This window comes from Tahibacter aquaticus, assembly GCF_004363655.1.
Taxonomy (GTDB): domain Bacteria; phylum Pseudomonadota; class Gammaproteobacteria; order Xanthomonadales; family Rhodanobacteraceae; genus Tahibacter; species Tahibacter aquaticus.
Genome location: NZ_SNZH01000002.1, coordinates 332,735 through 355,338 on the forward strand (window position 1 = coordinate 332,735; position 22,604 = coordinate 355,338).

Consider the following 22,604-nt stretch of genomic DNA (forward strand, 5'->3'; position numbering starts at 1 on the left):
CTATTTCTTGCCTTTGACCAGGGGTAGGTCGGCGGCGACCCAGGCGCCGGTACCGCCGCCCAGGGTATGCACCTTGGTAAAGCCGGCCTTGACCAGGCGGGCCGCCGCGCCGGCCGAGGTCTGGCCGTTGCGGCAGACCACGGCGACGGGACGTTCCTTGACCTTGGCCAGTTCCTTGTTTTCCGGATCGAACTGCGACATGGCGACATGGCGCGAGCCGGTGATATGGCCTTTCTCGAAATCGGCCTGGGACGAGACATCGACGACCAGCGCATTTTCGGTATTGATCAGCTTGGTCAGTTCCGCCGGCGTCACTTCCTTGTAACCGCGGAACAGACGGCCGGCCTCGCTGGCAATCACGGCAAACAGCAAGCCGAAAAAAGCGACGGACAGGATGGGATGGTTGCCCAGGAATTCGGGCAGGCGCTGCAGTATTTCAGACATGGGGCCGGGGGCCGGTGCGCAGAAGGGGCGGGGATTATCGGCAAAATCCTCGCCCCAAGGTAGCGCAGCCGTATGACAGCGGCCGCAAGCGCGCCCGCGGCCCCACTGCGTGTGCGGCGGCAACCGGGTCGCGGCACGAAGCCGCGGCTATTCCTTGGTGGTAATGCGCGGCAGCCCGGACATCAGCCACCAGCGCTTTTCCTTCTCGTCGTAGCGCCAGGTCTGGCGATCGACCACGACGCGTTCCGACTGGCTGTGGTTGTTGACGACGCCGATCTCGGCCAGTACCTGGATTTCGGTCTTGCTGACCGTAACCGGCGATTGTGCGTGGTAGTAGCTCACGCGCACCTGGCGGTAGCGGCTGAGATCGACGGCCGGTATCGGACTGGCCTCGCGCACGGCCGGATCGATGAAGGACAGCGCCTGCTCGAAACCGCCCCAGCGCAGAGTGGCGGCGTAGTCCAGCAGTACCTGGTCCATCAGCTTGTCTTTCTTGCTGCGGGCTTGCGCCGTGCCGAAGCACAGGCACAGCAACAGCAGCGGGAGCAACAGCCAGCGACGCATAGACAGCTCCGTTTGGGCGTACCGGCCGATTGTGCCGCAGGTTGCGCTGCGAAGCGCGGCCCGGTCTTCAGGCGGCGCTGGAACGCGCCTCGCGGCGCAGGGCGACGAAGCGCGCCTCCAGCGTGGTTGCTGGCTTGCCATTCTGGTCAAGCACGCAGGCATTCACACGCAGGCGGCCCTTGCCGCGTGCGCTGAGCATGCCGAAGAAACCTTCCCATCCTTCGTCGGCGGCCAGGCGCGATTCGGCACGGATCTCGCCCCATACCGGCGCCAGGTATTTCAACTGCGAATCTTGCACATAGACGTCGCAGTCCTCGCCCGCGGTACGCAGACGCAGTACGACCAGAGCCCAGCACGACAGCGTCAGCAGGCTGGCCAAACTGCCACCGAAGGCGCAGCCTTTGTCATTGATATTCGGCGCCAGCGGCGCCAGCAGGGCCAGGCGGTCGGCCGAATGCGCATCGATACGCAACTGCATGGCCTGGGCCAGCGGAATATCGGCAAGGATTTCGCGCTCGAGCGCGTGGACCAGGGTTAGCGTCATGGACAGTAGAGCAGACAAACCAGTAAGGGCGCGCACGGTGCCACGGCGCGATGAAAGGGACAAGACGGGATCTGCCCCAACAACAGTTCCTAGCCGTATGGTCGTACGGCTGAGCCTGCCACTGAGCGGCGCCGGCGTCATCGTCACACGCCCGCCCGGCACTGCTGCGGCCTTGCAGCGGCTGCTGCAGCGGCAGGGCGCCGAAGTGGTGCTGCTGCCCGGCATCAGCCTGCGTGCGATCGAAGCGGCGGATGTCGCCCGGCGCGAACTCGGTGTCGCCGCGCGTGCCGACGGGCTGATCTTCATCAGCCCCGCCGCGGTGAAATTTGCCTGGAAGCTGCTGCCATCGCTGCGCCTGCTCAAGCGCAGCGCGCTCTGCGCCGTGGGACAGGGAACGGCTCTGGCGCTGGCGCGCGCCGGCAGGCGCAACGATGTGGTCGTGCCCGATTCCAGCCAGGACAGCGAAGGACTGCTGGCGATGGACGCGCTGCGCGGTGTGCGCGGCCAGGACTGGTGCATCGTCGGCGCCGCCGGCGGCCGCGATGTGCTGGCACAGGGGCTGCGCCGGCGTGGCGCGCGGGTGCGCTTGATCGAGGTCTACCGCCGCGCCGCGCCGCGCTGGAGCCGGCTGCATTTCGCGCGCCTGGAAACGGCGCCCAAGCCGCTGATCCTGCTGGTATCCAGCGCCCAGGCGCTGGCCAATCTCGCCACCGGTCTGCCGGCCGGGCTGGTACTGGCCCTGCGGGCGGCAGAGCTGGTGGTCAGCAGCGCGCGCCTGGCCGGGCTGGCGCGGGAGCATGGGTTTACACGTATACATGTGGCGGAATCGGCGCTGTCGCCGGCGCTCGCCGCGGCCGCGGTGCAGGCGTTGGCGCGGCACAGGCTATAGGCACCGGCAGCGGAAAAGTCTGCACAGAGGACAGAAAACTTTTGCGCCGGAGTGGGTTTTTTGCTCCTTTGAGGCAAGTCTAGCCTTTGGTCGTTTCGACCCTGAACCCGGTTCTTCGGTAGGATTGACGCATGGACATGGATACGCCCGATTCCGCACCGCCGGCGTCGTCACTTTCGCCCGAGCCTGTGACGCAGCCCCATTCACCGCCGCCGGCAGCGCGAAGCAAGCTCGCCGGCCTCGCCCTCGTTGCGGCATTGCTGGGCCTGGGCCTCGGTGCCGTCGCCCTGTGGCAGGCTGCCGCCGAGTCGCGCGGCAATGCCGCCACCGCCACCGAAATTGCCCTGGCCCGTACCGACATCGACGGCCTGCGCCGCCAGGTCGAGCAGGAGCGACGCGAACGCGAACAGCTGCGCCAGCGCCTCGGCGACGCCGACAGCATCAACAAGACCCTGCGCGAGGAAGTCCTCGGCGTATCCGAGCGTGCCCGCGTACTCGAAGACGCCATCGCCAACCTGGCGGACAAGCGCCTGTCCGGCCACGACGCGCTGCTGCTGAACGAGGCCGAGATGGTGCTGCTGCTCGCGCAGCAGCGTTTTGAACTTTTCCACGATGCGGCAGCAGCGCTGCGCGCCTATCGCATCGCCGACGAGGCCCTGGCCGCGTTGCAGGATCCGCTCTACGCCACCGCACGCGAAACCCTGGCGGTGGAACAGCGCAGCCTGGAACAGCTGAACCAGCCGGCCCAGGGCGCGGCCCTGGCCGAGCTGGCTGCGCTGCGCCAGCAAGTGGCGCAATTGCCGCTGGCCGCGGCGTTTGCCCGGCCCAGGGCCGAATCCGATACGCGCCTGTGGCGTGCGCTGGGGCAGTTCGTGCGCATCAGCCGCAGCGGCCCGGGCGGCATCGGCATGGCCGATCCCGCGCTGTCGCGCAATTTCGTCGGGCTGGAACTGCGTGCTGCCGAACTGGCCCTGCTCGAACGCAACGATGCGGCGCTGCGCGCTGCGCTGGCCCGCGCCGCGCAACAGCTGAAGGACGGCTTTGACGCGAGCGATGCCGCCGTCGCCAGCGCCCTGGCCGGCCTGGACAAACTCGCCGGTGCCGGCGCACCGCCGCCGGCGCCCGTGCTGGGCGCTACCTTGAAGGAATTGCGCAACCTGCGTACCGCGCAGGGCCTGCAGTCGGCAACGCGCGCCGCCGGGGCGGGTACTCCATGAGGTACTGGCTGGGTGGTTTGCTCCTGGTCGCGGCGATGCTGGCCGCGGCCTTCGGCTATCACTGGCTCGCCAGCGATCCGGGCTATGTATTGCTGCGGCTGGGCCAGACCAGTTACGAAAGCACCGCCGTGGTCGCGTTCGTCCTGCTGGTCGTGCTGTGGGCGCTGATCGGCGTGCTCTGGCGCCTTGGCCGCTGGCCGTTGCGGCTATGGTTCCGCCGCGTACGCCGCAAGAGCCGCGAGCGCCTGGCCAATGGCCTGGTCGCACTGGCGGAAGGGCGCTATCTGCGCGCCGAGAAGGAACTGGCGCGCGCCACCCAATACCGCGAACTGCGCGCTCCGGCCATGCTCGCCACCGCGCGTGCGGCCCTGGCCCTGGGCGAAACCGCGCGCGCCGAAGCAGCGCTGGATGAAGCCGCCCAGACCGCCCCGGCCGCTGCGCTGGCCCTGCGCGCGCGGCTCAGGCGCGAGCGTGGCGAATCGGCCGAAGCGTTCCGCCTGCTCGCCGCCGAAGCCAAGACCACCAGCCTGGCGCCGTCGGCCTGGGTCGAATACATCGAGGCCGCACTGGCGACCGGCGAAGGCGATGCGGCGCTCGCGGCGCTGGCGCCGCTGGCACGTGGCCAGGCCTTGTCGGCATCGACCTTTGACGCGCTGGAAACGCGTGTACTGGCGGCGGCGCTGGCGCAGCAGCGCAGTGCCGACGGCCTCAATGCCCTCTGGGCCAGCCTGAGCCGCGGCCAGCGACGCGTGCCCGAGGCGCTGGCAGCCTATGCCACGCGCATGGCCCAGCTCGGCCAGCCGCTGCCCGGCATGAGCGAGATCGAAGCGCATCTGCGCAAGGACTGGTCGGATGTCGCCGTGCTGGCCTATGCCGGCCTGCAGGGCGCCGACACCGGTGCGCGCCTGCGTCAGGCCGAGGGCTGGCTCAAGCCGCATCCGAACAGCGTGGCCCTGCTGACCGCCCTGGGCCGGCTGTGCGTCGCCGGCAAGCTATGGGGCAAGGCGCGCGAATACCTGGAACGCGCACTCGCCATCAGCGAAACCGCGGCCAACTGGGAAGCCCTGGGCGACTGCCACAGCGGCGAAGGCAGCCACGACACGGCCGAGCAGTGCTATCGCAACGCGCTACGGCTGCATCGGGGCGAGGCCAGCGAAGCGCTACCCGGCCAGGGCCTGCCGCGCCTGGGCCTGGATACCAAGGCCGTAGTGGTCGAGGAACGCAGCGAACACGGCGTGCCGCGGCTGCCCGACCTGTCGCGCTGAAGCAACGTCGGCGCGGCGTCGCGTAAGGTGCGACGAGCGAAAGCAAATTGCACCGCAAGGTGCCGGCAGCGGCCTGCATCGCTCAAGCCGCCGGGCCGCTCGCAAGGTACTACTCCGACGACCGGCATCCGCATCGGCCGTTAGCCGCCTCAACGCCCTTCGGCGCTGACGCTCTGCAATCGTCCATTGTGGAAAGTGAGAATACGCAGCAGGCGGTTGTCGCCCAGGTCGTAGATCCACTCCTCGCGTTTCACCGGCGTATAGCGCTCGTTGCCGCGGCCGTCGCGGCGCACATTCGCTTCGCGCTGCAGCCGGCGCGTTGCCGGTTCGCCGCAATAGGCAACGATTTCGCCGGCGCTGGTGCCGCTGGGAAAGGAGTCGAGATTGCAGCTGTCGCCGATCTCGTTGACGCCGTAGCCCAGGGTTTCCTCGCGCTCCAGCAGGCCGTTGCGGAACAGCAGGCGCACCATCAGCTTGCGTGGACCGAAGTTGTAGTACCAGGCGTCGTAGCGGTTCTCGACCTGGGTCTCGAACGGCCCGTCGGCTCCGCGCACGTCGTAGCTGGCAAATTCCTCGGTATAGAAAGGCACGCCGCAGCGGTCGCGCACGGCGAAATCGCGGTCGCCGTCGCTGATGACACGGGTACCGCAGCGCAGCGCCTGGGCGGGCGCCGCGACGAGCAACAACAGGCACAACAGGCTCAAGCGGTTCATAGGCCATGTATCCCGGCGCGGTTGCGCAAGATTTGCGCCAGTACATCCGGCGCATAGTCGAAACTGTCGTAGTAAAGCCGGTCTTCACTCAAGCCCGCCGCGACAAAACTGCGCCGTCCCGCATCGATCATTGCCGGCGGGCCGCTCATGTAGATGTCGAAACCGGACAGGTCTGCATGGTCTTCGATCACTGCCTCGTGCACCAGCCCGCAGCGCAGCCCCTGGGCGAATTCCGCATCCGAGACAACTGGCGCGTAATGGAAGTTCGGCCATTGCTGCATCCACTGCTGCGGCAGCGCCGCCTGGTACAGATCATCGGCGCGGCGCGCGCCCCAGTAGAGCTGCAGCCCGCGTCGCGTGCCCAGGTGCAGGAAATGCTCGATCAGCGCCTTGACCGGCGCGAAGCCGGTGCCACCGGCGACGAAGATCATCGGTCGCTCGGAATCTTCCCGCGGCACGAAAGTGCCCAGCGGGCCCTCCACCTGCAGTACTGCACCCAATTGCAGGCCATCGAACACATGGCCGGTAAAACCGCCGCCGGCGACGTGGCGGATATGCAGTTCGATCTGCTCGTCGCCCTCGGGCGCGTTGGCGATGGAAAACGCGCGGCGCTTGCCTTCCGGCAGCAGCACGTCGAGGTATTGCCCGGCCAGGCGATTGAGCCGCTCGCCGGGCGGCGGCTGCAGGATCAGCTGCATCACATCCGGCGCCAGCCGCGCCTTGCCGGTCAGGGTCAGCGCCAATACCCGGCGCGGCAGGTCGGCTACCGAAGCCACTTCCCGGGCCAGCAGAACCAGGTCGCTGGCCGGCACCGCCTGGCACAGCAGAATCTGGTGGCGTGCCTGCTCGCTGGCATTCAGTGCGGCGGGCGGATTGCGCGGATAGTTCACTTCGCCCCGCACCAGGCTGGCCTTGCAACTGCCGCAGACGCCGGCAAGACAGGAATAGGGCAGGGCCAGGCCGGCGCGTTGGGCCGCTTCCAGTACGCTTTCGCCCGGCTCGACGGAAAAAGACTTTCCGCTGGCCTGCAAGGTGACGGTGTGACTCACTCGGGGATCCGCTGGAACGACGCCGCATTGTCGCATGCACAATGGCGTCGCAAGGGTCATATCCGCCATTGGCGTCCCGCGCCCTTCCGCCGCGCCGGCCCAGCCGGTCTAATCCGCTTTCGATCACAGGCGAGAACCCACCGATGAGCATCTGGAAATCCCAGCCCGACCTCGACCGCATCAACAGCTGGAGCGAAGGCACGGCCGCCACGGCCCTGGGCATTCGCATCAGCGAAATCGGCGACGACTACCTCTGCGGCACCATGCCGGTGGACGAACGCACGCGCCAGCCCTTCGGCCTGCTGCACGGCGGCGCCTCGGTGCTGCTGGCTGAAACGCTGGGCAGCCTGGCGGCCAATCTGTGCCTGGAGGGGCAGAGCGAAGTGGCGGTCGGCCTGGACATCAATGCCAATCACCTGCGCGCCGTGCATTCGGGCCAGGTCACCGGCACGGCGCGGCCGCTGCATATCGGCCGCACCACCCAGGTGTGGGAAATCCGCATCGTCACCGACGCCGGCGAGCTGTGCTGCATCTCGCGCCTGACCATGGCTGTGGTGCCGCGGCGCGACCGCCGCGCATGAGCGCTGCGCCCTATGCCGACCTGACTCCCGAACGCGTACTCGCCGCCGTCGAAGCGCTGGACCTGCCCACCGACGGCCGCATGCTCGCCCTCAACAGCTACGAAAACCGTGTCTACCAGATCGGCCTGGAAGACGCGGCGCCGGTCGTCGCCAAGTTCTATCGGCCCGGACGCTGGTCCGATGCCGCCATTGCCGAGGAACACGCGTTTGCCGCCGAACTGGCCGCGGCCGAGTTGCCAGTGGTGGCGCCGCTGCTGCTGCACGGGCGCAGCCTGCACCACAGCGGCAGTCACCGCCTGGCGCTGTATCCGCGCCGCGGTGGCCGCGCGCCGTCGCTGGAATCGGCCGATCACCTGCAATGGATGGGCAGGCTGATCGCGCGCATCCATCTGATTGGCGCCCGCGAACGCTTCCAGCGGCGCGGTGCGATCGACCTGGATACCTTCCTGCATGCACCGCGCGCCGCGGTGCTGGCTTCGTCGTTGCTGCCGGTGCAGCTGCAGTCGCGCTATGCCGCGGCGGTCGACCAGCTCGAACCCGTCCTGCGCCAGCGTTTCGACCAGGTGCAGGCGCGCAGCCTGCGCCTGCACGGCGACTGCCATCCCGGCAACGTGCTGTGGACCGACCACGGTCCGCATTTCGTCGATCTGGACGATGCGCGCCTTGGTCCTGCGGTGCAGGATCTGTGGATGCTCGCGACGGACAGCATCGCGCTCAACCAGCTGCTGGAAGGCTATGCCGAGTTTCGCGATTTCGACTACGCCGAGCTGAGCCTGGTCGAACCGCTGCGCGCGCTGCGCCAGGTGCATTGGGCTGGCTGGATTGCGCAACGCTGGAACGATCCGGCTTTCCCGCAGGGCTTTCCGTTTGCCGGCGAAGCGCGCTGGTGGGAACAGCATGTCGGCGACCTCGCCGAAGCGGCGCAGCGCCTGCAGGAATAAGGCCATGCAAAAAAGTCCCTGCGGTTTGAATCGAACGGCTTCGCCGCGCATGAATGCCGCCGCGGCATTTATTTGGCGGCGCCCGCGCGCTTGGTTACCCTTGCGCGGATGAATGCCGCCGCCGACACCGCCGTGACCGCCAGCCGCCCGGACCGCCTGCGTCCCTTGCGCTATATCTGGCGCACGCCGCTGCTGCTTGTACACCTGCTAATTGCGCTGCCCCTGGCGATGCTGGTGATCAACCCGCTGGGTGCGCGCCTGCGCATCGGCGAGATGCGCCTGGACCACTGGATGACCTGCTGGTGGTCGCGCTGGCTGGTGCGCTGCTTCGGTTTCCGCCTGCGCCGCTACGGCGAGCCGCTGCCCGGCGCCACCTTGTTCGTCGCCAATCACCTGTCCTGGCTGGACATCGAACTGCTGCACAGCCAGGCCTTCATGTGCTTCGTGGCCAAGGCCGAAATCGGCCGCTGGCCGCTGGTCGGCTGGCTGGCCAGCCGCGCCGGCACCATCTACCACCAGCGCGGCAGCGGCCATTCCCTGGCCGCGGTAATGGCCGTCGTGGTGGAACGCCTGCAGCAGGGCCTGCCGGTCGGCGTGTTTCCCGAAGGCGGCACCGGCGCCGGCGATCGCGTGCGCACCTTTCACGCGCGCATCTTCCAGGTGGCGCTGGATGCGGGCGTGCCGGTGCAGCCGGTGGCCCTGCGCTACGGTAACGACGGCAAGCAGGATCCGGCCGTTGCCTTCGCGCCCGGCGAGAGTTTCCTCGGCAATTTCCTGCGTGTGCTGGGCGGGCCGGGCATGAACGCTGAAGTGCATTTCTGTACACCGGTACCATTGGACGGCGAAGGCCGCCGCCGCATCGCCGAGAACGCCCGCAGCGCGATCTGCGAGACGCTGGGCCTGCCGCTGGGCAACGAACGCAATGCCGCGGCTGCCGGTGACGACTGAGGCCGGTGCCGCGGCCGGCTAAAATCACGCACCTCCGCCGTCAGCGCCGGCGAAGACTGAGCGGTTTCCCTCCTTCACTCTTCGATGCCAGCCCATGCGTGCCACCGATTTCCGTCCTCATCGTCTGCTGCGCAATGCGCACCTGCAGTCCGTATTGGCTTCCAGCGGCATGCGCCGCTGGCTGTTCCGCGGCCGGCGCCAAGCGCTGGAAGCCGAGTCCAGCGAGCTGATCCTCGATTGCGGCGACGGCGTGCGCCTGCAGGGCTTCCACTCCGCCCAGCACGTACGCGCCGCGGCCCGCGGCCTTGTCGTGCTGCTGCATGGCTGGGAAGGCAGCGTGCAGTCGAGCTACCTGCTGCATACCGGCGCGCGGCTGCTAAGCGAAGGCTGGGACGTATTCCGCCTGAATTTCCGCGACCACGGCCAGACCCATCATCTGAATCCGGAAATGTTTCATTCCTGCCGCCTGGACGAAGTGGTCGGCGCGCTGCAGGAACTGGCGCGGCGCTTTCCGGCGCGTCCGCTCGCCGTGGTCGGTTTTTCCCTGGGCGGCAATTTCGCCCTGCGCGTGGCGCTGCGCGCCCCGGCGGCGGGCCTGCCGCTGAGCTATGCACTGGCGGTCTGCCCCGCCGTGCATCCACCGTCGATTCTCGATGCGATCGAAAACGCACCCTGGTTCTACCACGCCTATTTCATGCGCAAATGGCGCGAATCGCTGCGCCGCAAACAGCGCCTGTTCCCCGATGCAGCGCGCTTCAGTGCGGCCGAACTGGGCACGTCCATGCGCGAGCTGACCGCCACCATGGTTGCGCGGCATACCGACTTCGGCAGCCTCGACGCCTACCTCGACGGCTATTCCATCGCCGGCGACAGGCTGGCCGATCTGGCGGTTCCGGCGACCATTCTCACGGCGTCGGACGATCCGATCATTCCCGTCCACGGGTTCCACCAGATGAAGCTTTCGTCCTGCACCGAGCTGGAGATTGCGCCGTCGGGTGGGCATTGTGGATTTATACGGGATTTCAGTTTGCGTAGCTGGACCGAGGATTTTATCGCGGATCGGTTGGGGAGGCTGGCGGCCTGAGGGTTGGGGTGCCTCGGATGATGGGCTTGTGCATTTGGCGCCTGATCCAATGTCTCGTTTTTGTTGGCGCGAGGGCCGCAAGAATTCCCTGTCCCCCAAGCTTGCTTGGGGACAGGGCTGGGGTGAGGGGCGGTGTCGGACCTTGCTTCGTTATCGGGTTTTTGGCGAAGGAGTCCGCCGTTGGCGGATGGTTGTTTGTGCACCTTTCGGCGCGATCCTCCAAGGACACCCCGGATGCCACGGTTTTGGGCCATCCATGGCCCAAAACCGCGTGAGGCCGCTACGGCGGTCGGCGCACGGGATGTCCTGTCCCCCTGCTCCGACTCGCGGCCATCCCTGGCCGCGACCCTCCGGGCTTTTCCCTCCGCGGCCTCACCGCGGCATACGGGGGCCCCGGTAAGAAGCGCGCTTCCTGCGCGAAGAAGCAACAGCAACTACCAAAGCAAAATCACGCCAACGCCAAGCCTGTAGCTGGCGACTTCTTGCTTTTGGCCCCTCTCCCCCAAGCTGGCTTGGGAGAGAGGCTTGGGGGCGGGGGCAGGCCGTCACACTGGCGATTTCAGCGGGTTTTCGCGATAGCTGTCGCGGGGCAATGACGACACCTTGCGGCGCAATTCGCTGCGCTCATCGCGCCCTATGTGAGCGCATAAACAAAGCGGCTAGTCCGCTGCCACCGTGCGTTCTTTCGCCCAGCTGCGCAGGTCTTCGACCTGTTCGGCCATCAGCACCGACAACGGCCGGGTGCGGCGGATTTCGTCGAGGATGTCCTGCTGGATCAAACCGCGCTGTGCGCCGGCGGCGGTATACAAGGCCGCAACGATGGCCTGTTCGATCTCGGCACCGGAGAAACCCGCGGCGGCCGTCGCGAGTGTCGTGGGCTCGAAGCCGAGTTTGTCCAGTTCGCGCTTGTGCAGGTGCAGGCGGAAGATTTCTGTGCGGATGGCTTCGTCCGGCAGGTCGACGAAGAAGATTTCGTCGAAGCGGCCTTTGCGCAGCAGTTCGGCCGGCAACTCCTGTACCTGGTTGGCGGTGGCGACGAGGAATACGTTGGCCTTGCGCTCGGCCATCCAGGTCAGCAGATAACCCAGTACCCGGCGCGACACGCCGTCGTCGGAACTGCCAGCGGCCAGACCTTTTTCGATTTCGTCGATCCACAGTACGCAGGGCGCCAGCAGTTCGGCGTTTTTCAGCGCGGCGCGCAGGTTGCGTTCGGTTTCGCCGTGGAATTTGTTGTACAGCGAACCGAAATCCAGCCGCGCCAGCGGCACGCCGAAACCGCCGGCGATGGCCTTGGCGGCCAGGCTCTTGCCGCAGCCTTGCACGCCGAGCAGCAGCACGCCCTTGGGCGGATCGAGCTTGATCGCGGTCTTCGCGCCGATGAATGCGCCGCGGCGCTGGTTGACCCAGGTCTTCAGCCGGCTCAGTCCGGCCACGTCGGCAAATTGCGCGGTGTGGTATTCGAAATGCAGCAGGCCGTCGCGGTTGAGCAGGGCGAACTTGGCCTTGGCCAGCTCGGGCAGGTCGTCCTGGCCGAGTGCGCCGTCGCGCCAGATCAGCTGGCGCACGATCTGCCGCGCATCGTTGAGGGTAAGTCCGATCAGGTTGCGCACCATGGTGCGCGCCGCATCGGCGTCGACTTCGACGCGCTTGCCGGTTTCGCGCGAATAGGCGAACGCCTCGGCGCGCAGCAGGTCGGCGATGGCCTTGGCGTCGGGCAGGCTGAGGCTGAAGCGGGTGACGTAGGGCTCCAGCTCCTCGGGAATTTCCAGCTTGGTCGCCACCAGTACGACGGTATGCGCGACGCCGCCCTGGCGCTGCACGATTTCGCGCAGCAGGCGCAGGATCATCGGATAGCGCAGGTAGGGATTGAAATCCAGCATCAGATAGATGCCGCGTGCGGCCTGCTGGCGCATGTACTGCAAGGTGTAGGACGCATCCGGCGCCAGCGAGTCGACGCTGTCGCCGCCGCTGTCGGACAGGTCCAGGTCGATGCGGCGCAGCCCTTCGGTGATGCTCCAGCGGTGCAGCGGCAGCAGCGCGTCGGCGATGGCGTGGCGAAAACTTTCGATGACGCGGTCTTCTTCCGGCGACTCGATTGCGATCAGCGGTGTGGCCGCCCGCAGCAGGGTGACCAGGTCATTATGGGTGGTGGGCATAGGTCCGGATCGTAGCAGGCAGCCCGCGTTTGCGGCCGCGCCCGCTGCCGGCAATTGTGCGCACGCCGACGCGTGGCGCTGGCAAAGGCGCAGCACGGGCAGCTGCGGCATAATGGCCGGCTTGCGGCCAGGCCGCCCCGTCCTGTTGTGAAGCCCATGCTGGAAGAACTGACCCGACTGCATTCCCAAGGCCATCTTGACCAGGCCGAAAGCGGCTACCGCGAACTGCTCGCGGCCGAGCCCGACAATGTCGACGTGCTGCATCTGCTGGGCCTGTTGCGCCGCCAGCGCCAGGATCTGCTCGAAGCGCGCCAGCTGCTGGACAAGGCGCGCCGCCTGGCCCCCGAACGCGGCGACGTGGCGCTGGAACTGGCCGGGCTGTATTTCCTGGAACAAGACCCGATCGGCGCGCGCGTGCTGATCGAGGAAACCCTCAAGCACAATCCCAACCAGCCGGGTGCGCATACCTTGCTGGGACGCATCGCGGTGATCCAGGACGACCTGCCCCGGGCCGAGACGCTGTTCCGCACCGCCCTGCGCACCAACGAAAACGACGCTTATGCCATTGCCGGCCTGGGGCGCCTGCTGCTCGACCGCGGCGAAGCCGAGCGTTCGCTGGCCTATCTGAGCCGCGCGGTGGAGCTGGTGCCCAAGGACGCGAACCTCGCCTATGCGCTGGCGCGGGCGCTGGTACTCAACGGCAATCGTGCGTTCGGCGAACAGGCCGCGCGCAATGCGCTGGCGCTGCAGCCGGAATTGCACGCGGCGCGCCATCTGCTCGGCCAGCTGATGCTGGACGCGCGCAATTTCGATGAGGCCCTGGCCACCTTCGCCGTGCTCAGCGAGGCGCCGGGTTTCAAGGCGGTTGCCTTGTTCGGCCTGGCCGACGTGGCGCGCCAGCAGCTGCGCCTGGACCGTGCCGCGGAGCTGTACCGCGAAGGCCTTGCGCTGGAGCCCGATCACGTGCGCGCGGTGCAGTTGCTGGGCTCCTGCCTGATCGGCGGCGGCCGCAGCGACGAAGCGCTGGCGCTGTACCAGGATTTCCTCGCGCGCAATCCGCAGGTAGTCGCCATCGAGGCGGCCCAGGCCGAACTGCTGGCCCAGGCCGGCAACGACGCCGGCGCGCTGGCGATCTGGCAGCAGCTGGCGCAGCGCCGGCCGAACGACCCCATCCCGCTGGCCCGCCTGGCCGTGCTGCACGAGCGTGGCGGCGATTTCGCCGGCGCCGATGCGCTGGCCGCCCGCGTCGCCAGCGCCCTGCCGGAAGACGTGGACCTGGTGCTGCTGCGTTCGCGCTCGGCCCAGCGCGAAGGCCGCGACGGGGACTCGCTGGCCCTGCTCGAAAGCCTGCGCTCGCTGCCGCTGTCGCCGTTCGGCGTGATGCAGGCGGCACACCAGTACGGTGTGCTCGCCGACCGCAGCAATGCCGCGCAGTCCGCCGTGCCGGCCTGGCTGGAATCGCAGGCCGCGCTGCCGGTGGCCGTGCACGAACAGCCCAGCCTGGGCGCGGAACTCGATAGCGCGCTGGCCGCGCCGGCAGCTGCCGCACAAGGCCGCGCGCCGATCTTCCTGCTCGGCCTGCCGGGCAGCATGGTCGAGCGCGTTGCGGCCTTGCTGCATCAGCAGCCGGGTCTGCAGTTGTTGCGCGACCGCGCCTTTGCGCCGACGCGCAACGACGCCTTCAGCCAGCCTGATTTCGCGGCCTGGGCCACGGGCGTCGACGCGGCTGCCGCGCAGTCCGTGCGCCAGCAATGGGAAGCGGAAGTGCGCCGCATCGGCGCCGATCCGGATGCGCCGCTGGTGGACTGGCTGGTGCGCTGGGACGCGCGCCTGCTGCCGCTGCTGCGCCAGGCCTTTCCCGGCGCCACCCTGATCGTGGTCGAGCGCGACCCGCGCGATCTGCTGCTGAACTGGCTCGCCTTCGGCTGGATGGCCGGCTTTGCCCTGCACGAACCCGTCGCCGCGGCGCGCTGGCTCAAGGCTGCGCAGGTGCATATGGCGCGCTGCGACCAGGTCGACGGCCTGCGCACGCTGCGAATCAATGCCGATGCCGTGCTGGTCGATCCGATCGGGCAGGGCCAGCCGCTGGCTGCCGTCCTGGGCCTGGAGTCCCTGCTGCCCGGTGCGCCGCAGCGCGGCCTGGGCGGACTTCCCATCGGCCTGCCGGCCGGGCGTTGGGAGGCCTATGCCGAAGTGCTGGGCGCCGCGTTCGCCGAACTGTAACCTCGGCTTGGCCTACGCGCTGCAGGACACTGGGGAGGGTCTGGAGACGTGTCGAATTTGTGGCTTTGCTACCCGGCGGCTCGGCGCCGCGACGGCAGCCGGTCCTTGTCCTGCAAGGGCCGGGCATACGGCAATTGGCGCCATCAACGCCGGATTCCTGCCTGTGGCGGGGTGGCCTAGTCCATGACCGCTCCCGCGCCGCCGGCTGCGCTGGCTGCCCAGTTGGAACAGGCGCGCAACGCCGCGACGCAGGGGCGCATCGCCGAAGCCGAGGCGCACTACCAGCGCCTGCTTGCGTTACTGCCCGATTCGGCCGAGGCGCTTAACTTCCTTGCCATGTGTGCGCTGGCCCGGCAGCAGCCGGCCCAGGCCATCGCCCTGCTCGAACGCGCCCGCGCGCTGGTGCCCGCCGATGCGGAGACCCTCAAGAGCCTGGGCCTTGCCTATCGCCAGGCCGGCCGCACGGACGAAGCCGTGGCCAGCCTTGGCGCCGCGGTGGAGCAGGCGCCGGATTATTTTCTTGCACGTTTCCACCTGGCTACTTTGCTGCAGCAGCTCGGTCGCGACGACGAGGCCTTGCCGGTGTTTTTCCGTGCCCTGCGCGATGCGCAGGATCGTGGCCACTGGCGCGACCAGCAGTCTACGCCGCCTGGCCTGCGCCAGGCCGTGGTGGCAGCCATGCGCTATGTCGACGAGGGCCGCCATCGCCTGTTCGACGGCGTGCTGGCGCCGCTGCGCCAGCGCTACGGCGCGCAGGAGCTGGGCCGGGTGGAACAGGCACTGGCGATCTACCTGGGCGACGCGCCGGCCCAGTACGCCGATCCGGCGCAACGGCCGCTGTTCCTGTTCTTTCCCGGCATTGCCTCGCAGGGCTACTACGAGCGCGAGCGCTTCCCCTGGCTGGAGACGCTGGAACAACACACCGACGCGATCCGCCTGGAACTGCTCAACCTGCTCGCCGCCGAGCACGGGTTTGAGCCGTTCCTGCGCTTCGATTCGCTCAAGCGCGTGGAAGACTACTTGCGCGGCCCCAGCGGCCAGGCCGGCTGGACCGGTTTCTTTTTCTACCGCCACGGCGAGCGCCGCGAAGAGAATTGCGCGCGCTGCCCGCTGACCAGCCAGGTGCTCGATGCGCTGCCTATCGTGCGTATCCGCGAGCATGCGCCGGAAGTGCTGTACTCCCTGCTGACGCCGGGCGCGCACATCCTGCCGCACCGCGGCGTGACCAATACCCGCCTGGTGACCCATCTGCCGCTGATCGTGCCGGACCACTGCGCACTGCGTGTCGGCGGCGTCGATCACGTCTGGCAGGAAGGCCGCTGCGTCGTATTCGACGATACCTACGAGCACGAAGCCTGGAACCGCAGCGAGCAGACCCGCGTGGTGCTGATCCTCGACACCTGGCATCCCGACCTCAGCGAGGCCGAGCGTGCCGCCGTGACCGACCTGGTCGGCGCGATCGGCGGGTTCAATCAGCGTGCCGGATTGAAATAGGCCGGGGCTTGCGCTCCGGCCGTCCCGCGCAGGCGCCGCTCAACCCAGGCCATACGACTTGCGCTTGCGATACAAGGTCGACGCATCGATGCCCAGATGCTTCGCCGCCACATCCAGCGTCGGCGTCGCGCCCAATACGGCTTCGATATGCGCGCGTTCCAGCTGCTCGATGGTGACCGGGTCGCCGGCCCGCGGCGTGGCGCTGGCGAGACTGGCGGCACTCAGGCCCGATGCGGCGAACGGCAGGTGTTCGTAGGCGATTTCCTCGCCGGCGCAAAGAATCACTGCGCGCTCGATCGCATTGGCCAGCTCGCGCACATTGCCGGGCCAGGAATAGGCCAGCAGCGCATTGCGCGCATTGGCCGCGAAGCGCCGTGCCGGACGCCGGTAGCGCGCCACCAGGTTGGCCAGCAGCTTGTCGGCGATGCTGAGCACGTCCTCCGGCCGTTCGCGCAGGGGCGGCACGGTCAGCGAAATCACGTTGAGGCGGTAGTACAGATCGTTGCGGAAGGTGCCGTCGGCGACGGCCGTGGCGAGGTCGCGGTTGGTTGCGGCAATGATGCGCACGTCGGCGGTGCGCGTGCGCGGGTCGCCGACGCGCTCGTACTCGCGATCCTGCAGGAAGCGCAGGAACTTGGGCTGCAGCGACAGCGGGAACTCGCCGATCTCGTCGAGGAACAAGGTGCCGCCTTCGGCCACCTGTACGCGGCCCTGGCGGTGATCGTGCGCGCCGGTGAAAGCGCCCTTCACATGGCCGAACAGTTCGCTTTCCAGCAGCTCGGCCGACAGCGAAGGGCAGTTGACCGTAGCGAAGCCGGCCTTGCGCCGCATGCTCCACAAGTGAATATTGCGCGCCAGTACATTCTTGCCGGTACCGCTCTCGCCGAGGATCAGCACCGTCGCGTCGGTTTCCGAGGCCTGGCGCGCCATTTCCAGCAGGCGGCTCATGGCCGGGTTGAGGCTGTCGAGCGAATCCGGCAGCGATTCGCCGCGGCTGGATTCCAGTTCGTCGATGCGTCGTTCCAGCCGCCGTGCCTGCGCCTGCTGCGCTACCGAGCGCAACAGTTGTTCCGGCTCGCAGGGCTTGATCAGGTAGTCCGCCGCGCCTGCACGCATCGCGCTGACGGCGATCGCCGCGTCGGATTCGGCGGTAGCCATGATCACGCGCATCCACGGCGCCGCGGCGCGCAGCTGCGGCAGCAGGTCCAGGCCGTATTCCTCGCCGATATGCAGGTCCAGTACGCAGACATCGAACACGCTGCGCGACACCGCGGACAGGGCCGAGCCCGAATTGGGCGCGGTATTGACCTGATAGCCCTCGTCTTCCAGGCAGAGGCGGAAATTGCGCAATACCGTCGCGTCGTCGTCGACGAGGAGTACGCGTTCCCGCGGCGGGGTGGTCGGTTCGTTCATCGAATCTCCATCGGGGCAGCTCGTGCAGTCTGCAAGAGGTGTTCATCGTTCCCTGCAATCCGCGGCTAGGGCGAACCGAGGGGAACATCTCAACACTATGAAAAATATCAGGAAATATCCAGCCGGCCGGCTGGCACGCCGATTGACTCTATTACTTCGACCGCGGCGGCATCGGATGCGACGCGGATACCGAAATCAAAGGAGAGTCCCATGTTGCATTACGCCGTTGTGTTTTTCGTGGTCGCCTTGATCGCCGCAGTGCTGGGCTTCGGCGGAATCGCCGGCGCGGCAGCCGGCATCGCCAAGATTCTGTTCTTCGTGTTCCTGGTGCTGTTCGTAATCTCCCTGATCACCGGTCGTCGCCGCGTATAGGCGCGACCCTCCCAAGGAAGATCGGTTTTGACGCCCGCATATAGCCGCCACGGAAGGCGGCCTGGCAAACCCCTGAAGACAAGGAGCAACACATGAGCACCAGCAGCAATCTGAAAGACCTGATCGAACTGCTCAACGATGGCGAGAAGTTCTATAGCGAAGCCGCCACCAAGGTGAAGGTGCCGGCCTATGCCAACCTGTTCCAGCGCATGGCCCAGCAGAAACAGGCCATCGCCAGCGACCTGTCGGCACGCCTGGCTGCCCACGGCGAGGCCGCACCCGAAGGCGGTACCGTGATGGGTTCGCTGCGCCAGTTCTATGCCGACGTTCGCGCCAGCATGAGCAAGGACAGCGAGAGCGTCTACGTCGCCCAGCTGGAACAGACCGAAGACCGCATCCTCGAAGCGTTTCGCGACGAGCTGACCCAGAGCGACGACCTGGAACTGCGCCGCATCGCCGAACGCCACTATCCGGACCTCAAGCGCACGCACGACGAAATGCGCGACCTCAAGCGCCGCCTGGCGGCCTGAACCGTGAACCAAACCCACAAGGAGCTGTCATGAACCAGGACATCATCAAGGGCAAATGGAAGCAGCTCAGCGGCCAGGCCAAGGTGCAGTGGAACAAGCTCACCGACGACGACCTCGGCGTTGCCGACGGCCATCGTGAATACCTGGTCGGCAAGTTGCAGGAACGCTACGGCTGGGCCAAGGACGAGGCCGAAGGCGAAGTGAAAAAGTTCGAAAACTCGCTGTAGAAACACCTTGTATTCATCTTTGCTGCCGCAATCTGTGGCGCAGGATGAAACGAAATACGGACCGCCCCGGTGGTCCGACAGGAAGTTGACAATGTGACAAGGATGTCAATTTCCCCAAGTGGATCGGTCACCGTAATACCCTTCCCCCGACCGACCGGTCCCGCACCGCTGTGAAGCGGAGCAGCACCCGCCCCACCCCAAGGGGGCCAAGTGCAAGCCAACGGCGGCGACGTACCCCTGCGTCGCCGCTTTTTTTTTGGTTATTCGCCCATCCGCCTGCGTCTGCCGCGTGGCGGGCATCAGTGTAAAACCCCACGAAATAGACTAACGGCACTTGTGGCGTAAATTTCGCCGCGACGTTGCCGCGACATATTCGCGGTCTCTGGGCAGGCAAGCGAGCTTAACGTTAAACATACATCTTCGCCGTGGCGACTGGCCTACGCTCACAAGGTGCACAAAGAGAATTACTGAAAAGTGACTCTCGACCGTCGTGCACACCTGTCTGCAACAAGTTCTAGGAAAAACCACGGAGAATATCTATGCGTCTGGTTCGTTCTGCCTTGTTCGCCGCTGTTGCACTCCTCCCCTGCACTGCCTTCGCCAGCGTCAGCCTGAGCTGTAGCGGCGGCAGCAATTTCTGCTACGCCAGTGCCAGCAGCCCGGGTTCACCCACGCCGTTCAATGTCTACTGGGGCTACAACTATTCGCCGGGCTCGCCACATGTCAGCGTGGTCATTCCCGCCAACTGCGAAGACGACTACTTCTGCATCTTCCGCTGCCCTAACGGCGATACCTTCCTTACCGTCAGCATCACCGTGACCGATGCCAACAACAATCCAATTGGCAGCGCTTCAGACGAGCTGTATTGCACCAATTACGATATGTAGTGCAGGCGGTTGCTGCGGGAAAACAAAAAAGCCGCTCTTGAGCGGCTTTTTTGTTGCTGCCCTGGCAGGCTCAGAAACTCTGCCGGTAGCTCGCATACCAGAACCGCCCGGGTATGTCGTAGTCGGGCTGGGAGGAGTTCATGAAGGCGGAGTACGACACCGGCGGATCGCGATCGAAGGCGTTGCGGACGCCCAGCGTGACGCGCGCCTTCCACGGTGCGTCCCAGCTGGTTTCCAGGTCGAAATAGGTCACGCTGGCCATGCGGTTTTCCGGCGCGTTGTAGGGTTCGCCGCCGTTGCCGACCGAAATGATGCGGTTGGGGTTGGAGCACAGGTTCGCCAACTGCGGCTGGCCCAGGTATTCGGCATAGTCGACCGGGTTGCTGCAGTCTTCGTCGCTGGGCGAGAAATAGCGCACGCCAACGGAGTGGTTCCAGGCCTCGTGCTGCCAGTCCACGCGCATGGTGGAGCGCAGGCGCCAGACCATGCCGTAGAAGCTGCCGGGGTTGCGGTTGTCGCTCACGACATTGCCCTGCGCCGGCGAGCCGTCGGGCAGGATGCTGGCGCGCGTGGGCTGGTGCAGTTCGCCGTAGTAGCTGACGTAGGCATTGTCCCAGCTGATGTGGAAGTCGCCGGCACTGGTGCTGCGGCGGAAGCTCAGGCCGAAATCGAAGCCTTCGGTTTCCAGTCCGCCGGGCAGGTTCTGTGCCGTGGCCAGCACGCGCGCCAGGCTGCCGTCGCTGGCCAGGCGCTGGATGCGCGCACAGGCGTTCGGATCGGCGCGCACATAGCAGTCGTCGACCACCGCCTGCGAATCGCGGTCGCCGATCGCGTCGCGGATCTGCACGCGATACCAGTCGATGTTGGCTTCCAGCCCTTCCAGCCACTGTGGCGAATAGACCAGGCCGAGCGAACGCGAGAGGGCACGCTCGGGTTGCAGCTGGCGGTTGCCGCCGGTAGTGATGTTGACCAGTTCGCTGTCCTGCACGCCGGCCGGAACACCCTGGGCCTGGCAGCGTGCCAGGGTCGACGGCGAAGGCGAGTGCTCGGCCGAACAGGGGTCTTGCAGCAGGCCGATGTAATCGACCGAGCCGGAATACAGGTCGAGCAGGCTGGGCGCGTGGAAGCCCTGGGCGATATTGCCGCGTACCAGTACGTCTTCGGCCGGCTTCCAGCGCAGGCCGAACTGGGAGTTGGTGGTACCGCCGAACTCGGAGTAGTCGGAATAGCGCGAAGCCAGCGATACGTCGAGCTGGCGTGCCAGCGGCAGGTCCTTGAGCAGCGGCAGGTTCAGTTCGACGAACGCTTCGTTGACCGAATAGCTGCCCTGGGTGGCGTCGTAGGTGACGCCGGTGCCGTTGGCATCGCCGCGCGCGATGGCGGCATCGGGCCGGTTGTAGCCTTCTTCCTCGCGCCGCTCCACGCCGACGGCGATGCCGAGTTCGCCCGCAGGCAGGTCGAGCACGCTGCCTTCGGCGTGCAGTACCAGGTCGCGCGATTCGGAACGCTTGCGGTTGTGCGCGTCGATGCCGACATAGGCCAGCATGTCCGGCGTGATCGAGCCGGGCGGGCCGATCAGGTTCAACGGCACGCAGCCGGCGATGACTGCGCCGGGCCGGCCGCAATGCGCCACGCCGGCGGCGTCGCGGAAGGACGGGCCCAGGGCCAGCGCGAGGCGGCTGTTATCCGCATACGGCGATACCGACTCGCGCTGGTCGGCGCGCGTGGCGGTGTAGTTCAGGCCCCAGCTGAATTCGCGCGAGCCCAGCGCGAACAGGCCGTCGAGTCCCAGGTCGATGCGGGTGGTGTCGACTTCCTGGCGCAGGCGGCGCGGTCCGGCTTCGACGAAGCGGCGGTTTGCAACCGAGATAGCCTCGCCGAACGGGTTGTAGATATTGTCGGGGCTGATCGAGATCAGGCCGGCCGGGCCGTCCTGGAACGGATTGAAGCTGACCACCGGTTCGGCCAGCTGCTGGGCCGAGCGGCGTTCGTTGTGCAGCACGTTGATATGCACGCCCAGGCGCGTGCTGAAGTCGTAGCGCGCCTGGGCGAACAGGGCGCGGCGTTCCTGCGGGGTCTGCAGATAATTCTGCAATGTGTAGTTGTAGCTATCGGTGACCGGGTCGATCGGGCGGAAATCCTCGGGCGAGGTGCCACCGCGGCCTTCGATCAGCCGCACGTAGTCCTCGTAAGAATCGGGCAACAGGCGCGAATAGCCGGTGGTGAGCGAACCGGTCCCCTGCAGCGGCAGGCCGAAGTAGGGCACGCGCGAAATGGCGCGGTCGCGTGCATACGTCGCCTCGTCCTTGCTGTAGGCGGCGCCGCCGGCCACGCTCCAGCCTTCGCCGGTCTTGCCCCAGGTCAGGTCGTAGGCGCGGCGCTGGCCGTCGTTGTAGGCGTTTTCGCCGAAATAGGCGCTGGCCTCGCCGCCGTTGTAGTCGCGCCGGGTCACAATATTGACCACGCCAGCGATCGCGTCCGAACCGTAGATCGCCGAGGCGCCGTCGCGCAGCACTTCCACGCGCTGCACCAGGGCCAGCGGAATCGCGGTGAGGTCCACGCCGCCGTCGAGCGCCGATACCAGGCGATGGCCGTCGACCAGTACCAGGCTGCGGTTCTCGCCGAGCGAGCGCAGGTTGATGCGGGCTTCGCCGGTGCCGCCGTTGTTGATATTGCGGTTCAGCGACTGGCCGTTGCTGCTGATGGTCTGCAGAATGTCGGCGATGTCGCTGAGGCCGGTCTTGAGCAAGGCTTCGCGCTCGATCACCAGCACCGGATGCTGCGTCTCCATGTCGACCCGCCGCAGGTGCGAGCCGACAACTTCGACTTTTTCCAGTTTGATCGCCTCGTTGTCGACCTTGATCTGCTGGGCCAATGCCTGGCCGCAAGCCAGTGCGAGCAATGAAAGTGTGCAGGCCGCCTTGCCTAGATTCGCCACGATACCGACTCCCCGTTGGTGTGACTGCAATTGCGCGTTCGGCGATGGTAGCGAAGCCGTTGTCACATATGAAAGCCTTCGTACGAAGTTGAACGTGTTTTTGCTGCGATGTAGCGCAAGCAACA

21 protein-coding genes are annotated in these 22,604 nt (G+C 66.8%); 13 read left to right on the forward strand and 8 right to left on the reverse strand.

Annotation, left to right across the window (positions count from 1 at the left end):
* The 3 genes from DFR29_RS04270 to DFR29_RS04280 form a co-directional block, all read right to left on the reverse strand.
* Complete coding sequence (locus tag DFR29_RS04270; RefSeq protein ID WP_133817326.1) at positions 1 to 444, reverse strand: rhodanese-like domain-containing protein; 444 nt, start codon at positions 442 to 444, stop codon at positions 1 to 3.
* Positions 445 to 591: 147 nt separating this feature from the next.
* Positions 592 to 1,008, reverse strand: coding sequence for a hypothetical protein (locus DFR29_RS04275; RefSeq protein WP_133817327.1), 417 nt, complete (start codon positions 1,006 to 1,008; stop codon positions 592 to 594).
* Between the two features lie 67 nt (positions 1,009 to 1,075).
* Complete coding sequence (locus DFR29_RS04280; RefSeq protein ID WP_133817328.1) at positions 1,076 to 1,552, reverse strand: YiiD C-terminal domain-containing protein; 477 nt, start codon at positions 1,550 to 1,552, stop codon at positions 1,076 to 1,078.
* A gap of 97 nt (positions 1,553 to 1,649) precedes the next feature.
* Between DFR29_RS04280 and DFR29_RS04285 the strand changes: the two genes are divergently transcribed.
* The 3 genes from DFR29_RS04285 (at position 1,650) to DFR29_RS04295 (ending at position 4,923) form a co-directional block, all read left to right on the forward strand.
* Positions 1,650 to 2,441: a uroporphyrinogen-III synthase gene (locus DFR29_RS04285; protein WP_133817329.1), complete on the forward strand. Its 792-nt coding sequence runs from the start codon at positions 1,650 to 1,652 to the stop codon at positions 2,439 to 2,441.
* 131 nt (positions 2,442 to 2,572) lie between these two features.
* Entirely contained in the window at positions 2,573 to 3,658 is a 1,086-nt protein-coding gene (locus DFR29_RS04290; RefSeq protein ID WP_133817330.1) for a uroporphyrinogen-III C-methyltransferase, read from the forward strand.
* Entirely contained in the window at positions 3,655 to 4,923 is a 1,269-nt protein-coding gene (locus tag DFR29_RS04295) for a heme biosynthesis HemY N-terminal domain-containing protein (RefSeq protein WP_133817331.1), read from the forward strand. The genes DFR29_RS04290 and DFR29_RS04295 overlap by 4 nt, the downstream gene beginning before the upstream one ends.
* Before the next feature lie 149 nt (positions 4,924 to 5,072).
* On the opposite strand, the gene DFR29_RS04300 is transcribed toward DFR29_RS04295, so the two are convergent.
* Both DFR29_RS04300 and DFR29_RS04305 read right to left on the reverse strand, forming a co-directional pair.
* Complete coding sequence (locus tag DFR29_RS04300; protein WP_133817332.1) at positions 5,073 to 5,636, reverse strand: DUF2845 domain-containing protein; 564 nt, start codon at positions 5,634 to 5,636, stop codon at positions 5,073 to 5,075.
* Positions 5,633 to 6,685, reverse strand: a complete 1,053-nt coding sequence (locus tag DFR29_RS04305; protein ID WP_243745954.1) for a CDP-6-deoxy-delta-3,4-glucoseen reductase — start codon at positions 6,683 to 6,685, stop codon at positions 5,633 to 5,635. Before DFR29_RS04305 ends, DFR29_RS04300 begins: the two co-directional genes overlap by 4 nt.
* A gap of 143 nt (positions 6,686 to 6,828) precedes the next feature.
* Between DFR29_RS04305 and DFR29_RS04310 the strand changes: the two genes are divergently transcribed.
* From DFR29_RS04310 to DFR29_RS04325, 4 genes are all read left to right on the forward strand, one after another.
* Positions 6,829 to 7,266 carry a hotdog fold thioesterase gene (locus tag DFR29_RS04310; protein ID WP_133817334.1) on the forward strand — a complete coding sequence of 146 codons (438 nt, stop codon included), beginning with the start codon at positions 6,829 to 6,831 and terminating at the stop codon, positions 7,264 to 7,266.
* Positions 7,263 to 8,207, forward strand: coding sequence for a serine/threonine protein kinase (locus DFR29_RS04315; protein WP_133817335.1), 945 nt, complete (start codon positions 7,263 to 7,265; stop codon positions 8,205 to 8,207). The genes DFR29_RS04310 and DFR29_RS04315 overlap by 4 nt, the downstream gene beginning before the upstream one ends.
* A gap of 108 nt (positions 8,208 to 8,315) precedes the next feature.
* Entirely contained in the window at positions 8,316 to 9,155 is an 840-nt protein-coding gene (locus DFR29_RS04320; protein ID WP_133817336.1) for a lysophospholipid acyltransferase family protein, read from the forward strand.
* A 94-nt stretch (positions 9,156 to 9,249) separates the two neighbouring features.
* Positions 9,250 to 10,239 carry a YheT family hydrolase gene (locus DFR29_RS04325; protein WP_133817337.1) on the forward strand — a complete coding sequence of 330 codons (990 nt, stop codon included), beginning with the start codon at positions 9,250 to 9,252 and terminating at the stop codon, positions 10,237 to 10,239.
* A 659-nt stretch (positions 10,240 to 10,898) separates the two neighbouring features.
* On the opposite strand, the gene DFR29_RS04330 is transcribed toward DFR29_RS04325, so the two are convergent.
* A complete protein-coding gene (locus DFR29_RS04330; protein WP_133817338.1) occupies positions 10,899 to 12,395 on the reverse strand; it encodes an AAA family ATPase in 1,497 nt (498 codons plus the stop codon).
* Positions 12,396 to 12,551: 156 nt separating this feature from the next.
* On the opposite strand from DFR29_RS04330, the gene DFR29_RS04335 reads away from it, so the two are divergent.
* Entirely contained in the window at positions 12,552 to 14,618 is a 2,067-nt protein-coding gene (locus tag DFR29_RS04335; protein ID WP_133817339.1) for a tetratricopeptide repeat protein, read from the forward strand.
* Between the two features lie 183 nt (positions 14,619 to 14,801).
* Positions 14,802 to 16,112, forward strand: a complete 1,311-nt coding sequence (locus tag DFR29_RS04340) for an aspartyl/asparaginyl beta-hydroxylase domain-containing protein (RefSeq protein ID WP_133817340.1) — start codon at positions 14,802 to 14,804, stop codon at positions 16,110 to 16,112.
* Between the two features lie 39 nt (positions 16,113 to 16,151).
* On the opposite strand, the gene DFR29_RS04345 is transcribed toward DFR29_RS04340, so the two are convergent.
* Complete coding sequence (locus tag DFR29_RS04345; protein ID WP_133817341.1) at positions 16,152 to 17,525, reverse strand: sigma-54-dependent transcriptional regulator; 1,374 nt, start codon at positions 17,523 to 17,525, stop codon at positions 16,152 to 16,154.
* Positions 17,526 to 17,735: 210 nt separating this feature from the next.
* Here DFR29_RS04345 and DFR29_RS04350 point away from each other — a divergent pair, with 210 nt between their 5' ends.
* From DFR29_RS04350 to DFR29_RS04365, 4 genes are all read left to right on the forward strand, one after another.
* A complete protein-coding gene (locus tag DFR29_RS04350) occupies positions 17,736 to 17,897 on the forward strand; it encodes a DUF1328 family protein (protein ID WP_133817342.1) in 162 nt (53 codons plus the stop codon).
* A 92-nt stretch (positions 17,898 to 17,989) separates the two neighbouring features.
* Positions 17,990 to 18,427 (forward strand): ferritin-like domain-containing protein, encoded by a 438-nt coding sequence (locus DFR29_RS04355; protein WP_133817343.1) that lies wholly within the window; start codon positions 17,990 to 17,992, stop codon positions 18,425 to 18,427.
* 29 nt (positions 18,428 to 18,456) lie between these two features.
* Positions 18,457 to 18,654: a CsbD family protein gene (locus tag DFR29_RS04360; RefSeq protein ID WP_133817344.1), complete on the forward strand. Its 198-nt coding sequence runs from the start codon at positions 18,457 to 18,459 to the stop codon at positions 18,652 to 18,654.
* A 539-nt stretch (positions 18,655 to 19,193) separates the two neighbouring features.
* On the forward strand, positions 19,194 to 19,541 hold the full coding sequence (locus tag DFR29_RS04365) for a hypothetical protein (RefSeq protein WP_133817345.1): 348 nt from the start codon (positions 19,194 to 19,196) through the stop codon (positions 19,539 to 19,541).
* Positions 19,542 to 19,611: 70 nt separating this feature from the next.
* On the opposite strand, the gene DFR29_RS04370 is transcribed toward DFR29_RS04365, so the two are convergent.
* Positions 19,612 to 22,479, reverse strand: a complete 2,868-nt coding sequence (locus tag DFR29_RS04370) for a TonB-dependent receptor domain-containing protein (RefSeq protein WP_133817346.1) — start codon at positions 22,477 to 22,479, stop codon at positions 19,612 to 19,614.
* Between the last annotated feature and the right edge of the window lie 125 nt (positions 22,480 to 22,604).